We start from the raw sequence: 13,903 nt of genomic DNA on the forward strand, positions 1-13,903 counted from the left end.
TATGTACAAAGTTCTGCTCGTGGACGATGAACGAATTATTCTGGACGGCATATCTCAGATGGTGGATTGGTCGGCATACCGAACCGAGCTGGCCGGTACCGCCCAGAACGGAATTCAGGCATATGAAAAAATCGTCAGGGAGAGCCCGGATATCGTCGTATGCGATATTCGCATGCCCGGACTGGATGGGCTTGAGCTCGTAGCCAAAACCTATGCCTCCCACCCTCACATTAAATTCGTGCTGCTGTCCGGTTTCGGCGAATTTGAATATGCCAACCGTGCCATGCAATACGGCGTGAAGCATTACCTGCTCAAGCCGACCGACGAGGTCAAGATCGGAGGGGCGCTGAAAGAGGTCACTGACGAGCTGACCCTAAACGAAAACAAGGAGTCTTTTATCCAAGAGATGAAAGGCCGTCTTCGAAAGGTGCTGCCTCATGTCAAAGAACAGGTGCTCAAGGAGTTTGTCACCAACAAAACCTATGGACGCCATGACTTGGAGGAGTACCGCAGCCTGTTCGAAACTAATTTCAATCAGCCCGTCCGTCTGCTGTTGTTCCAACTGGAGGGCATCGTTGAATATGAGCATCAATTCGCCGTGAAGAACATTGCCGAGGATCTGTTGGACACAACGCTCCTAAGTACGACGATCGGGCAGCATGTACTGGTGCTCATTGAGAACCAAAAGGATCAACAGCGGCTCCATCAACAGCTGCAGGATATCCGGTGTACTTTTAAACAGTATTACAAGATGGACGTCACAATCGCGATCAGCGATCCCGGACCTGTAACCCTGGCGCGGAAGCTGTACCGGGATACGCTGCAATGCCTGAACTACCGTTTCTATCTGGATGAGAGCGGAATGATCACCACGGAAGATACGCTTCATGCCGGCGGCTTGGAAGGAACGTTTGTCCTCGATGAGGAGCGCCTGTGCATGCCGGTCCGATCCGGCCACCGCAACGAAGCGGAGCTTGCCCTGGCCGAATTCATTCAGGAGCTGAAGCGTGCGCAGCTTAGTATCGACATGACCAAATCCTATGTCATTCAGCAGTATGTATCCCTTATCCGTTTAACCGACCCGGATCAGATGCAAGAACGCTATGCACGGATTCCGGAAATCGCCGAGATGAGTACGCTTCAAGCCATTCAAGCCTTTTTGGAAGAAACGGTTCGGGAAATCACGCTGCGAAACTTCGAGCAGAACAAAGTCAAATATAATGCCATCGTCCGCAAGGTGGTTGAGATTATCGAGGAGCAGCTGGGGAACTCGGAGCTTACGCTCAATTTGGTGGCAAACGACATGCTGTATATGAACGCCGACTATCTCGGCAAGCTGTTCAAGAAAGAGACCGGCGAGAAATTCTCAAATTACGTAATGAAACTACGGATGAAGCGCGCAACCGAAATGATGGCAAGCGATCCCGATATCAAGATTTTTGAAATGGCCGAGCTGCTCGGTTTCGGCGATAATCCTCAATATTTCAGCCAGGTGTTCAAAAAACAGATCGGGTGCACCCCCTCCGAATATATGAAAAAGAGTGATTAACTTGTACGTACATCTCTGCTTTTTAAACAAATTGCACGGTTTTTTTCCTTACTCTTTCCCCGCGGAAACAAGATAATTGGGAATGTAAGCACTAACAATCGAAACGATATGAAGTGGTTTATTAACAAAGGGGAGGAAATGGAATGAAAAAAGTGTTACACGCGGTTCTGATGTTTTCCCTGATCGGAAGCTTGATTGGCTGTTCGGGCGGCGGCGCTGCAGAACCGCAAGCCAGCGGCGGAACCGGAACGGAGACACCGCCGGCGGCTGCAAGCGATAGCAAGGATCCGGTCAAACTCCGCATTGCTTGGTGGGGCGGACAATCCCGGCATGATTATACCTTGAAGGTCATTGAAATGTATGAGTCCCAGAATCCGCATGTCACCATTGAGCCGGAGTATGCTCCATTCGATGACTACTGGAAAAAGCTTGCTCCCCAAGCGGTGGCTGGCGGACTCCCGGACATTATTCAAATGGACATCTCCTATCTGAATCAATATGCTGGCCGGAATCAGCTGGCGGATTTGAAGCCGTTCACCGAAAGCGGCGAGCTGGATGTCGCCGATGTCAGCGAGAATGCACTGAGCGGCGGTGAGGTCAACGGCAAGCTCGTTGCCATGAACCTCGGCGTGAACGCACTTCAGACCACCTTCGACGTTGAGACGATGAAGAAGAACGGCATCGATATTCCATCCAAAGAATGGACTTGGGACGACATGGACAAAATGGGCGCCCAAGCCAAGGAAAAAGGCCTGCAGATCGGAGGTTTTGCTTACCGGCATGACGTCTTCTTCCCTTACTACCTAAGAACTATCGGCCAGAAAATGTACAGCGCTGACGGTAAAACGATCGGATACAGTGACGACCAGCTCTTTATCGATTATTTCACCCGCTATCAGAAATGGTACGACAACGGATATATCCTCTCTCTGGACAAGGAAGCCCAGAAAAAAGGCGTAGCGGAAGAGGATGAAATTGTCCTTGGCAACTCCATATCGGGCACCGGCTGGTCCAACCAATTCCTTGCAGTGGCCAATCTGGTCACCGATCGTCCGTTGGAGCTGAATCCGATGCCTGGGCCTGGAACGAAGGACGGTCTTTTCCTGAAACCTTCGATGTACTTCTCGGTCACCGAAACGTCCAAGCATAAAGAGGAAGCCGCTAAATTCATCAGCTTCTTCATTAACGACATCGAGGCCAACAAGCTGATTAAGGGCGAGCGCGGCGTTCCCGTATCCGCCAAGGTGAAGGAAGCGCTCAAGCCGCTCCTCTCGGAGAACGAAGCCAAAATTTTCGACTATGTTACTTGGGCTGAGGCCAACAGCACGCCAGGCGATCCGCCTAACCCGATTGGCGCGGTGGAGATCGAGAAGCTGCTGCGAGATCTCAGTGAACGTATTCTGTTCAAGAAAATCTCGATCGAAGATGCCGCGGCTGAGTTCCGCAAGGAAGCGAACGCCATCTTGGCCAGATCTCAGCAATAACCAGGACATGGTCAGACAAGGCATCTCCCGCACGTCTTTCCCGTGTGCGCAAGAGATGCCCTTTTTGACATCCGTGACCCCTGCACGGGGCGCAACCAAATCTAAATCGTAGGGGTTGAAGTCTATGAAGAGGCTCCGTGAGAACGAGCATATCACCGGTTATGTTTTTTCTGCACCGTTCGTTCTTGGTTTTCTCATCTTTACCTTATATCCAATCCTGTCGTCACTGTATTATTCGTTCACCAATTACAATCTGATGGAAGCGCCAAGATGGCTGGGCCTCGGGAATTATGAGCGGTTGTTCCTGGAGGACGACAAGATCGGCAAGTCATTTCAGGTCACGTTCACCTATGTATTTGCCAGCGTCCCCCTCCGCCTCATCTTCGCTCTATTTGTTGCCATGATTCTGAATACCGCGACCAAGGCGGTGGGACTGTACCGCTCGGCCTTCTACCTGCCTTCTCTTATTGGCGGAAGTGTGGCCGTGGCTATCATGTGGCAGCAGATCTTCGGTGACAAGGGTCTTGTGAACTCTGCCCTGTCCCTCTTCGGGATTCATTCCACGACCTCCTGGATCGGGAATCCAAGCACAGCGCTGTGGACGCTGATCGCGTTATCGATCTGGCAGTTCGGTTCCTCGATGATCATTTTTCTGGCCGGCTTAAAAAATATCCCGAAGGATTACTATGAAGCTGCCAGCGTGGACGGCGCCAACGCAGTCCATCGCTTTTTCAAAATTACGCTGCCTATGCTCAGTCCGATTATTTTGTTCAATCTGACGCTCCAGACGATTTCGGCGTTCCTGACCTTCACCCCCGCCTACATTATTTCGCGCGGCGAAGGCGGCCCGCTGGACCAAACGCTGCTCTATTCACTTTACTTGTATCGCAAGGCGTTCTCGCATTTTGAGATGGGATACGCGTCGGCGCTTGCCTGGATCATGCTCATTATCGTTGGTGTCCTAACCCTGCTCATCTTCAGATCATCTACCCGCTGGGTTCATTACGAGTCGAAAGGAGATTGACGGTTGTGACCAAATCCAGACGTTTCCTCTACCATACCCTGGTCGGATTGTTCGCCCTCGGCATGACCTATCCAATTCTGTGGCTGGTGGCTAGCTCGCTAAAACCTAACCATGAGATATTCACGACGGCTTACAGCCTGATACCGAGTCGGCTGGAATTCTCAAATTATGCTACAGGCTGGAAGGGTTTTGCCGGAACTACCTTCGGTACCTTCTTCAAAAATTCTTTTATCATTGTCATCATATCCACCATTGGTGCCGTCGCTTCCTCCGCGCTTGTCGCCTTCGGCCTGGCTCGGACCAAATTCTTCGGCCAGCAATTCTGGTTCGCCTGCATGATGATTACAATGATGCTGCCCCATGATGTCGTGATCGTTCCGCAATATGTCATGTTCGCTAAATTCGGCTGGCTGTCTTCCTTTAAGCCGTTAATTGTTCCCCAATTCTTCGGCATTCCGTTCTTTATCTTCCTGATCATGCAGTTCATCCGCACGATTCCGAAGGAGCTGGACGAAGCGGCCAAAATTGACGGATGCAGCAAATACGGGATATTCTTCCGGGTCGTAGTGCCGTTGATCGTGCCCGCTCTGATCACGTGTTCGATTTTCTCCTTCTACTGGAGATGGGATGACTTTATCAATCCGCTTATTTACTTGAACAATCCGGAGAAATACCCGGTATCACTCGCCTTGAAGCTATTCCTTGACGGGGAGTCGCTCAATAACTGGGGCGGCATGTTTGCCATGGCTACCTTATCGCTGCTGCCGGTCGTCATCGTCTTCTTTATCTTCCAGAAATACATCGTGGAAGGGATCAGCACAACGGGATTGAAAGGGTAATTCAATAGAATAAATTCAATGGAATATGAAGGGAGCTCATACGATGCCTGCACTTGTATTTGATGATCAACAGATTGAACATGTCATAGACCGCGTGGTCGACCGGACCTTTCGTATGGATTTCAGCTGGGATTGGCCGGGCGGGGTCGCCTTCTACGGAGTATGCGAAGCCTATAAGGCCACCGGCAAGAAGGAGTATCTGGAACGGCTGAAAGCCTGGGTCGACGAAAACATGGAGGAGGGGTTGCCCAAGCTGTCCGTCAACGGCGTCTCCATCGGCCACTCCTTGTTAACGTTGTACGAAGTTTATGAGGATGAGCGGTATATCGAAACGGCCAAGGAAATGGCCGAGTATCTCACGCATGATGCGCTGCGTTTCGGCAACGGCATCTTTCAGCATACGGTGAACTCCGAAACGTATAACTTTCCGGAGCAGGCGTGGGTTGATACGATGTTCATGGCAGGCTACTTCCTGCTTCGGATTGGCGTGATGCTGGACCGGGAGGATTATTTCGAGGATGGCCTGAAGCAGTATCATGGCCATGAGGATTGCCTGCAGGATCCCGTTTCAAATCTGTATTACCACGGCTGGGACAATATCGCTGGCAACCATATGTCCGGCGTGTTCTGGTGCCGGGGCAACGCCTGGGCTGCCCTTACGATGGCCCGTGCCCTGGAGCTCGTCCCGGTGACGCATCCCTCCTTCATGATCATCGAAGGCTCGCTGCGCGACCAGCTCAGCGCCCTGGTCCGGCTGCAGCATGAATCCGGCCTGTGGCATACGATTACAACCGATCCGCAGTCTCCACTGGAAACGTCCGGCTCAGCCGGTATCGCTGCTGCCCTGCTCACCAAAGGACGCATCTACAATAAATACACGCAGAAATCGATTGACGGCATTTTGTCCAAGATCACCGAGGATGGCACCGTTACCGGCGTCTCCGCGGGAACGGCGGTCATGAAAGACACCGCGGGATACAGAGGCGTGCCGGATAAGCGGATACAAGGCTGGGGTCAAGGGCTGGTCTCAACCTTTCTGGCAGAGGTGCTGAAGATCAAGGACAATCCTTATTGATTAAATGCGATACAAAAAAGGCAGGATTGGAGAGGAGAAGTTCGCCTCTACAGCCTGCCTTTGGTTTATGCAATTTAACGCGACTCTGCGACTACGGTTCTTATCTATTGTCCTCTGTCTCGTCCTCACTGCTTTCCTTCTTCTGCTCTTCAGTCTTCTTCGGATGCGGCGTTCCATCAAGTCCGTAGACTTCATCATAAGCATCGAATATTTTCCTCGCAATCGGCGCGGCGCTTTGCGATCCGAAGCCGCCTTCCGGTACAACGACGGCAACCGCCAGCTTCGGATTATCCCGCGGAGCAAAGGCGATGAAGACGCCGTTATCAATCTTCTTCCACGTTCCATTCACTTTAGCTTCCTGCTCGGAGGTTCCCGTTTTTCGGGCAAAATCATATTTAAAATCTTCGAATGCTGCCAGCCCCTGCGTATTCATCCCACGCTTGACGGTCTGCCAATACGCTTTGGGGAATTCGACCTCGTTCAGGATCTCGCGACCGAACTCCTTGACCACGTTGCCCTCCTGATCCGTGATTTTGCTGACCAGTTGCGGCTTGATCCGCTTGCCTTCATTCGCCAGCATAACGGTGTATTGGGCTAGCTGGAGCGGCGTGTATTTCCCCATCTGACCGAAGGAAGCATAGGCTAAAGCTGCCAGATTACTCCCCGCTGCCTTTGTATTCGTATACTCCCCACGGCCCTTAAATTCCCCGGGCAAGCCGCTCCCCGTGGCAACACCAAGACCAAACTGCATCATATACTCATCCCACTTTTTGACGCCTTTCTCTCCTCCGTACTTGCCAACTAACTCCTTGCCGATCATATCGATCATAAAAGCATTCGAGGATTGCTGGATTGCTTGCTGCGGCTTAATGGGTCCATTTCGATGTCCGCTCGAGTTGGAGATAGCCTTCTCATATCCTTCCCGGCCGATTAAAGCGTACCCTTTATCGTCATACGTTTCGTTCAAGCCAAATAACCCCTCATTCAGCCCGATCAACACGGTCAGCGGTTTAATGACAGAACCAAGATAGATCGTGGATTCAAACCCGTTTCCCGATCTGCCCGATCCGTAGATTGTAATCGTGCCGTTTCCCGACGAATCCACGATATCCGGCGTAATCTTGCCTCCGTTTACACGTACATTCGAGTCGTAATCCGGCATACTGGCCATCGCGACTACATTACCGGTGTCCACCTCCATAGCGACCGCGTATCCGGTCAAGGCATCCTTATGAAGCTTGCCCGATACGGGATGGGTATGAAGATATTGAAGCTGATCCGTAATGGCCTGCTCTGTCGAAAGCTGAATGTCTTTATGAATCGTGGTGTGAATATTATGGCCTTTTTCAGGAGCGACCATCGTCGGTACGCCGTCCACCATATTCTGCGGATTGATCGGAATGCTGAGATACCCGCTCTTGCCGCGCAGTTCTTCCTGAAACATCCGCTCCAATCCGTCATAGCCAATCCACTCTTCTTCCGTGTAGATCAAGCCGGGATTCTTCTGATCCTTGTTGCTCTGATCAATAGCCTCATAATCCTTAAGGTCTTTAGAGCCACTGAACTTCTTTAGAAATCCGATCGTCTGAACCGCCACCGTATCCGGATCATAGTGCCTTACATTCTCCTCCACGATCTGGATGCCGGGAAACTTGGCTCGGTTCTCCATGAAATAAGCGATCTCTTCCTTCGTCAAATCGGATTTGATTCGTCTGGGTTCATAACCATGCTGCTTGTTATATTCCAAATCCAGGTCGTCAATCACTGTTTTGACGGTCATCGGTTCCGCCTTGGGGTCCCCATACTTGTTAAACGCCTGGACAAGCCGCTTCGCCAACTCTTCCGCTTCCGGCCTGTTTTCTTTTCCTTTGTCCGTCTTTTTGCTGTAATCCTTCATGAGCGTGATATATAAAGAGTTTGAAGCCGTAGAGTAAGCAAGCTTCGTGCCGGATGCATCGATGATGGACCCCCGGATCGGCTGCAGCGGGAAGTGCTTCTGCTCTCCACCGATTTCCTGACTCGCAAGCTCCGGTCCCTCTACGAACTGCAATATGGCCATTCGAATGATAATGACGCAAAAGATAAGAAATGCACTAAAAAAGAAAATATTAATCCGTCCGTTATATCTGCGTTTCATTTCCGCTTCATCCGGTGCGTCCTTATAAATTTTAAAGCCCTTCACATTGTCTACGCTCCTTTGTTATATGGTTTAATCCAGCCAAGTTGGCAGATGAGGCTGTTTCTCGAACTCGAAGATTCGCTGCAGCTGTTCCTTGGTATTTCGTTCCTGAGACAGCGGAGGCAGTTCGTCCTGCGCGAAAAAACCGACCGCGGACGTCTCGGTCCCCACACCTGCAGTTCCACCCGTAATGTCGCACTGAATGAACATTTTGTACACATGGAAGGCCGAAGGCGGATGGTTATGAAACTTCTTATCCAATACAGCCAGTAATCTCGTTGCGCGTACCTCATAACCCGCTTCTTCCTTCACTTCCTTCACAACAACCTCGGCAGGCGATAGACCGATGTCCGCCCATCCTCCCGGCAATGCCCAAGCTCCGTCGGCCTTTTCCTTCACCAGAAGTAGCTTCCCCTCTTGAAAAATAACGCCACGGACGTCCACCTTCGGCGTTTGGTATCCGGTTTCACTCGCAAACAGCGTACGGATCTTCTCGTCGCCAGCTTCGGTATACTCCTGCATGATCTTGATGCTGAGCTCCCTTAGCTGCTCAAACCGTTCCTTGTCATAGACATCCCTCGTATATTCCAGTCCGGCCTGGCTGATCGCCTGTATCTCTTTTGCCCAATCCAACCATTTTAGTGTCATAGATTCATCCCTCTTCGATTTCTTCTCATATATATAACGCCTGCTACCCACGATTGGTTTATAATGGAAGTGTTTGATTTCAAAATTATAACATATTTTCCGCCTGATTATGAGACGAGTGATATATTAAGGGGGCTTTATTACATGAAGAAAACCCGATCGGTTCTATATGTAATCCTGCTAATCGTTGTGTTCGGTACGGGCTATTATGTCGGATCGAGGTCAGAGAATTCAAAACCGATCTCAAAGGAAAATGCCCGCAAAGCCATCCAAACCCTGTGGGTAAGATCCGCCGAACCTCCGTTGCCCAAGGTTACAATCGACGGCACCGAAATCGCGGTGCAGCGAGGCTGGTACCTTTATTCATGGTGCAACGGGGATAAGTGTTCGATGACGGATGCAGTCCGACCGGAGCTGAAGGATATAACACCCGTTGTAGTCCAAGGCGGTGTGGACATTAAAACAACGCCACCCGAAGGAATACATGGCTTCACCGTCCTAAACCTGACGGAGCCCGATATCGACGGATATACCGTACCGACAGGACCCGGCTCGTACCTGTACGAAATTCATTGTACATGGCCTCTGGAGCAGGGACGCGCCAGCTTTTATTTTGCGGTAACGGTCCAATAGGGTAAGCAGCTCAACTAAAGCGATATCAGTGTTCATAAAAAAAGATGACCTCGACGAATTCGAGGTCATCTGCTTGCTAGTTAAGTCCAGGACGGTTTTCTCTGAACCTTCCCCAATCGGTTCACAGTTCAAACGCCTGGAATGTTCCCTTTTTCCATTAGGAATTCAGTCCTTTTCATCCCTTTGATTCGTTCGGATTAAGGCATACGCCAATTGTCCAGCCATCCCAAGGAATATACCCGTACCGACGACAATATACACCATCGTGAATGTTTTACCAAGCGGTGTCTGCGGCACGAATTCCGGATGACCTACTGTACTCAACGTCACTACGCAGAAATACAGGGCATCCAGCACGGATAACCCTTCCTGCTTGGTATAAAACATCGTACCCGATATCAGCATAATGACGATCAATACAAACAGCGCTACAAAATACCGCTGCTTAAACGCTCGAAACAGACCGCTGAAGAGACGTTTTAACGTTAGTAAAAAAGATATCATCCCGAAAACCGTCCTATTCTATGACTGGAGTATACGTTACATAAATCACATACAGCTATTATATCAGCGTTTTATCCCTTGCGCCCATCCACACTCTTAGAGGCTCAACCCTGAAGCGTCAGCAGCTCCCGGATTTCCGCCTCGGTCCAGCTTGGAAGCGACTCTCCTCCCGGTTGAACCAGTTCCTCGATCAGATCCTTCTTCTTCTGTTGCAGGGCGACCATTTTATCCTCGATGGTATCCTGAGCCACCAGCCGTATCACCTGCACAACCTTCTTCTGTCCGATGCGATGTGCCCTGTCCGTCGCCTGCTGCTCTACAGCAGGGTTCCACCACAGATCATACAAGATCACCGTATCGGCCCCGGTCAGGTTTAGCCCCGTTCCGCCTGCCTTCAGTGATATGAGGAACACTTCCCGTTCTCCTTCGTTGAAGCGTTCGCACAGCTTCACTCGCTCCGATGCCGGAGTCTGTCCATCCAAGTAGAAAAACGGGATCCCCCGATATCCGAGCTCCCCGGCAATCAGATTCAGCATCCCCGTAAACTGGGAGAATACCAGCATCCGTCTTCCCGCAAGCCGACATTCCTCAATGGTTTCCAGAAGCTGCTCAAACTTGGCCGAACTACCCTCATAGCCCTCCACGAATAGGGCCGGGTGACAGCAGATCTGGCGCAGACGAGTAATGCCCGCTAAGATGCGAATCCGACTCTTCTGAAAGCCATCCTGCGCCAAATGCTTGAGCGTCTCTTGCCTTAACTTCGCAAGATAGGCGGTATAGAGCTTCTTCTGCTCGACCAGCAGGCCCGATGCCTGAACCGTCTCGATCTTCTCCGGCAGCTCCTTGAGCACATCCGATTTCAGCCTGCGAAGCAGGAAGGGACGCACTCGCCTCACCACGGTTTCTTTCGGCAATTCCTGAAACGTTTTTCGATCTCCAAAGAGTGCCGGGAAAACGGCATCATATATGGACCATAGTTCCTCAAGTCGGTTCTCGACCGGGGTACCTGTCAGCGCAAACCGATAACGGGCATGCAGCGTTTTGACTACCTGAGCCGTTTGCGTTGTGTAATTTTTGAAGAATTGGGCTTCATCCAGAATTAACGTTAAGAACGGCAGCTTCGCATAGCGCTCAACGTCCCTGCGGAGCAGCGGGTAAGAAGTAATGATGACATCTGCGTTCCCCGCATTCTGTATGATTTTAGCCCGTTCGGTCTGCGTACCATCGGCAATGACGGCCTTGATCTCGGGCGCAAACTTCTGGAGCTCATTATGCCAGTTATAGAGCAGAGAGGCCGGCGCCACGATCAACGCAGGTTCGTTACGTTCTCTGATCTCCGGAAGTACTGACAGAATGAATGCAATGCTCTGAATCGTTTTACCAAGGCCCATATCATCGGCCAAGATGCCGCCGAAGCGGTAGTGGGCCATCGTCTTCATCCATTGGAAACCAAACTTCTGATAATCCCGGAGGACCGTTTCAAGGTTCGGCGGCACGGCAAAATCCAAATGATCCGGATTCTTCACATGCTGCAGCATTTGGCGCAAGGATCGGCCAAGCTGGACCGTTGATCCCAAATTTTCCCAATCCAGCAGCTGAAGTCCTTGGACTGCCGGCATTTTGAACTGCGTGCCCTCCCCTTCGTATAACCAAGGCCCTACCCGGTTCATTAAAGCAACCATTGCCTGGAACTCGGCGCTTTCCAGCGGAAGCAGCGCGCCGTTTCGCAACCGGTGATATTTGCGTTTTTCTTCAAGCGACTTGACGATCTCCCGAATTTCGGCTTCCCGAATCCCCTCCATATCAAACTTCAATTCAAGCCAATCCGTCCGTTCGTCGACCTCCACCCGCACCTTGGCACCCATCGGTTCAGTAAGCACCCGTTCCTTCACGGCCGTCGTTGCATAAACAACCAGCAGCTTCTCCAGCTGCGGGATCGTATGATACAGGAAATCGTATTCGGCATCCTCATCGTTCATGAAGAAACCGCCATCGGTCTTGGCAAAGGAGGCGTTCTCCATGAGCTCAAGAATCCGCTGCTCCTGCTCTCCGTCGCGAACGAGGATCGAGCTGCTGCTGCGTATGGCGCGATGCCCCTCCAACGGATTAATGGTGATTTCTCCATATTGAAATTCGAGTCCGGCCAAAAGCCGGCCACGCACCCGGTCCAGATAGAGCTTCGCTTTTAAAGGCGTTTTGACAATGCGGTCAGATACGGTCTGTGCCACATGGACACTTCCAAGCTTCATCAGTCCCGGAACCACCCGCTCCATAATGGACTCCATCATCTCAGGTTGAATCCGGATATGCGGTTTATTCGCATTCTCAAGCAGCTGCTTCATCTCGGAGAGTCTTCTGCAAGCATCCAATTCAAGCTGAATAAGCTTACCGTCCACAATGACGAGTCCGTAACTTTCCAGAACGGTCATTCGCTCCAGTCCCTCGATCTTCATCAGGTATTGATCATTCCCGGCTTCATCAAACTCGAATTGAAGGGGGATCGGATCTTGAACGAATTCCAGCTTATCCGTGAGGATCCCGTCCAAAGACAACAGGGAATGGTTCGAATGGGACAATCGTTCCCTTACTTGGGGCCAAAAAGTGGGAGGAATAATCAGCATTCGGTCACCGCTTCCGTGTTTGCCATGCGGAGCATACATGTCCAGTGACTGTTTAAACATGCTTTCATGCTCGTATACACGAATCAGCTCCTGGAGAATATCATCATCCTCCTTTTTAAAACTGTGCAGCTCCGGATCGTACGTGAAATTCTTCGTGAACATGCAGGTTTTGCCGTATTTTACACACGCCAGAAACTCTCGAATCCGCTGCACGATATACAATCGTTTCTTACCTATTCGCAGCTCTACGCCGAACAAGTATTTCCGATTTCCGTAAGGATATAACTTGAAGATGAACTCCATCTCCAGAACTTCTCGGGTGTCAAACCTGGACGCTGCCGTGGCCCTCCGGCCTTCGGAATAAGAGAACAATCCGAGCAGCTGGCTGCTGAGCAGCGCATCCTGCTTCCCTTCATCCGAGCTTCTGTCATGCTCCGGAGAATACCGAGGCGTTAATTGCCCGTCTTCTGTATTTCCGCTACCAGAAGGATGTAATAACGATGGATAAGGGCGTATCGGAGCTTCCACCGTTTGCTCAATATCACGGATGTTCAGGAGCAGCGCCGCAATATGTCTGCACCGCTTCCGGGAGAATCCATAATCGATGCAGCTGCATTCGGTGAATACATCCCCGTTCGAGTCAATCTCAGCATAGGCGATACCCAACTCCTGATCCGTCACTTCTGCCTCGTATTTTCGAGTGTCCGGATCTTGTTTCAGCATCGTTACATATCCATCTCTATATAAAACCCCGCCACGATCATAGGAGGTCTTTCCGCATAATAGTTTGATCACCCGTTCGGTCAGTTGGTAACCCATAACCACAATCCCTTCTCTATTTACTGCTAAAAAAACAGTATACCATTTTGTACGGAAAGGCTAGTAATGCCGACGGCCGATATTCGAAAACGTCTATCGACGTACATTCTCAGAAAACTGACCGCATTTACTGGGATATTTTTCGTGCCATATCAGGAAGGCCCATACTTTAAAGTTTATCCTTACTGATATCAAAAAAAGAACTCGCCGCTACGGCAAGTTCTTCTTCCGCTGTTTCTCATAATAACGGGTCAAATTGTCATAGCGGGTGTTTTGGCCTCTCCATGCTCCGCTAGAAATAATGAAACCGACAATCATATAGATAAGAAAATAATAATAATACCGTGTTATAAAAAAATCAGGATCAAACTTGTCCTTGTCAAGAAACCAGGTGGCTGCAGCCCACACAATATATAATAAAAAGCCATGTAAAAGGCCCCGTGAAAGCACAAACCTGCCTTTTCCCTTCGCCCGAATCGCCGTCCATTTGCGATAGAATCGCTCATCTCGATTCATCCAATCCCTCCG

At 50.6% G+C, this 13,903-nt stretch carries 11 protein-coding genes; 6 read left to right on the forward strand and 5 right to left on the reverse strand.

All coding sequences use genetic code 11. The annotated features are described in order from the left end of the window. Position 1: 1 nt before the first annotated feature. The 5 genes from NYE54_RS22855 to NYE54_RS22875 all read left to right on the forward strand — a co-directional run bounded on the left by NYE54_RS22855 (position 2) and on the right by NYE54_RS22875 (position 5,971). The gene (locus NYE54_RS22855) at positions 2-1,549 is read left to right on the forward strand and encodes a response regulator (protein WP_339266380.1); all 1,548 of its coding nucleotides are present in this window, start codon (positions 2-4) and stop codon (positions 1,547-1,549) included. A gap of 143 nt (positions 1,550-1,692) precedes the next feature. Further along, a complete protein-coding gene (locus tag NYE54_RS22860) occupies positions 1,693-3,033 on the forward strand; it encodes an ABC transporter substrate-binding protein (protein WP_339266382.1) in 1,341 nt (446 codons plus the stop codon). Between the two features lie 124 nt (positions 3,034-3,157). Continuing rightward, entirely contained in the window at positions 3,158-4,057 is a 900-nt protein-coding gene (locus NYE54_RS22865; protein ID WP_009589786.1) for a sugar ABC transporter permease, read from the forward strand. A gap of 62 nt (positions 4,058-4,119) precedes the next feature. Beyond that, positions 4,120-4,896: a carbohydrate ABC transporter permease gene (locus tag NYE54_RS22870; protein ID WP_339273613.1), complete on the forward strand. Its 777-nt coding sequence runs from the start codon at positions 4,120-4,122 to the stop codon at positions 4,894-4,896. Between the two features lie 43 nt (positions 4,897-4,939). Then, positions 4,940-5,971, forward strand: a complete 1,032-nt coding sequence (locus NYE54_RS22875; protein WP_339266384.1) for a glycoside hydrolase family 88 protein — start codon at positions 4,940-4,942, stop codon at positions 5,969-5,971. Between the two features lie 100 nt (positions 5,972-6,071). Here NYE54_RS22875 and NYE54_RS22880 read toward each other — a convergent pair whose 3' ends face one another. Beyond that, positions 6,072-8,153, reverse strand: a complete 2,082-nt coding sequence (locus NYE54_RS22880) for a penicillin-binding transpeptidase domain-containing protein (RefSeq protein ID WP_339266386.1) — start codon at positions 8,151-8,153, stop codon at positions 6,072-6,074. A 27-nt stretch (positions 8,154-8,180) separates the two neighbouring features. Further along, positions 8,181-8,798 carry an NUDIX hydrolase gene (locus tag NYE54_RS22885; RefSeq protein ID WP_339266388.1) on the reverse strand — a complete coding sequence of 206 codons (618 nt, stop codon included), beginning with the start codon at positions 8,796-8,798 and terminating at the stop codon, positions 8,181-8,183. Between the two features lie 144 nt (positions 8,799-8,942). On the opposite strand from NYE54_RS22885, the gene NYE54_RS22890 reads away from it, so the two are divergent. Beyond that, positions 8,943-9,431 (forward strand): hypothetical protein, encoded by a 489-nt coding sequence (locus NYE54_RS22890; RefSeq protein ID WP_339266390.1) that lies wholly within the window; start codon positions 8,943-8,945, stop codon positions 9,429-9,431. A 165-nt stretch (positions 9,432-9,596) separates the two neighbouring features. Here NYE54_RS22890 and NYE54_RS22895 read toward each other — a convergent pair whose 3' ends face one another. The 3 genes from NYE54_RS22895 to NYE54_RS22905 form a co-directional block, all read right to left on the reverse strand. Then, positions 9,597-9,935, reverse strand: coding sequence for a potassium channel family protein (locus NYE54_RS22895; RefSeq protein WP_339266391.1), 339 nt, complete (start codon positions 9,933-9,935; stop codon positions 9,597-9,599). 104 nt (positions 9,936-10,039) lie between these two features. Continuing rightward, a complete protein-coding gene (locus NYE54_RS22900) occupies positions 10,040-13,375 on the reverse strand; it encodes an SNF2 helicase associated domain-containing protein (protein WP_339266393.1) in 3,336 nt (1,111 codons plus the stop codon). A 210-nt stretch (positions 13,376-13,585) separates the two neighbouring features. Then, positions 13,586-13,891, reverse strand: coding sequence for a hypothetical protein (locus tag NYE54_RS22905; protein WP_339266395.1), 306 nt, complete (start codon positions 13,889-13,891; stop codon positions 13,586-13,588). Between the last annotated feature and the right edge of the window lie 12 nt (positions 13,892-13,903).

Origin of the sequence: Paenibacillus sp. FSL K6-1330, assembly GCF_037976825.1 — a bacterium.
GTDB lineage: Bacteria > Bacillota > Bacilli > Paenibacillales > Paenibacillaceae > Paenibacillus_AQ.

What these genes read in the sequence shown, in the direction of transcription:
- NYE54_RS22890 (WP_339266390.1), top strand. Translation starts at nt 8,943, where the DNA reads ATGAAGAAAACCCGATCGGTTCTATATGTAATCCTGCTAATCGTTGTG.
- NYE54_RS22865 (WP_009589786.1), top strand. Translation starts at nt 3,158, where the DNA reads ATGAAGAGGCTCCGTGAGAACGAGCATATCACCGGTTATGTTTTTTCT.
- NYE54_RS22870 (WP_339273613.1), top strand. Translation starts at nt 4,120, where the DNA reads ATGACCTATCCAATTCTGTGGCTGGTGGCTAGCTCGCTAAAACCTAAC.
- NYE54_RS22895 (WP_339266391.1), bottom strand. Translation starts at nt 9,935, where the DNA reads ATGATATCTTTTTTACTAACGTTAAAACGTCTCTTCAGCGGTCTGTTT.
- NYE54_RS22885 (WP_339266388.1), bottom strand. Translation starts at nt 8,798, where the DNA reads ATGACACTAAAATGGTTGGATTGGGCAAAAGAGATACAGGCGATCAGC.
- NYE54_RS22855 (WP_339266380.1), top strand. Translation starts at nt 2, where the DNA reads ATGTACAAAGTTCTGCTCGTGGACGATGAACGAATTATTCTGGACGGC.
- NYE54_RS22905 (WP_339266395.1), bottom strand. Translation starts at nt 13,891, where the DNA reads ATGAATCGAGATGAGCGATTCTATCGCAAATGGACGGCGATTCGGGCG.
- NYE54_RS22860 (WP_339266382.1), top strand. Translation starts at nt 1,693, where the DNA reads ATGAAAAAAGTGTTACACGCGGTTCTGATGTTTTCCCTGATCGGAAGC.
- NYE54_RS22900 (WP_339266393.1), bottom strand. Translation starts at nt 13,375, where the DNA reads ATGGGTTACCAACTGACCGAACGGGTGATCAAACTATTATGCGGAAAG.
- NYE54_RS22875 (WP_339266384.1), top strand. Translation starts at nt 4,940, where the DNA reads ATGCCTGCACTTGTATTTGATGATCAACAGATTGAACATGTCATAGAC.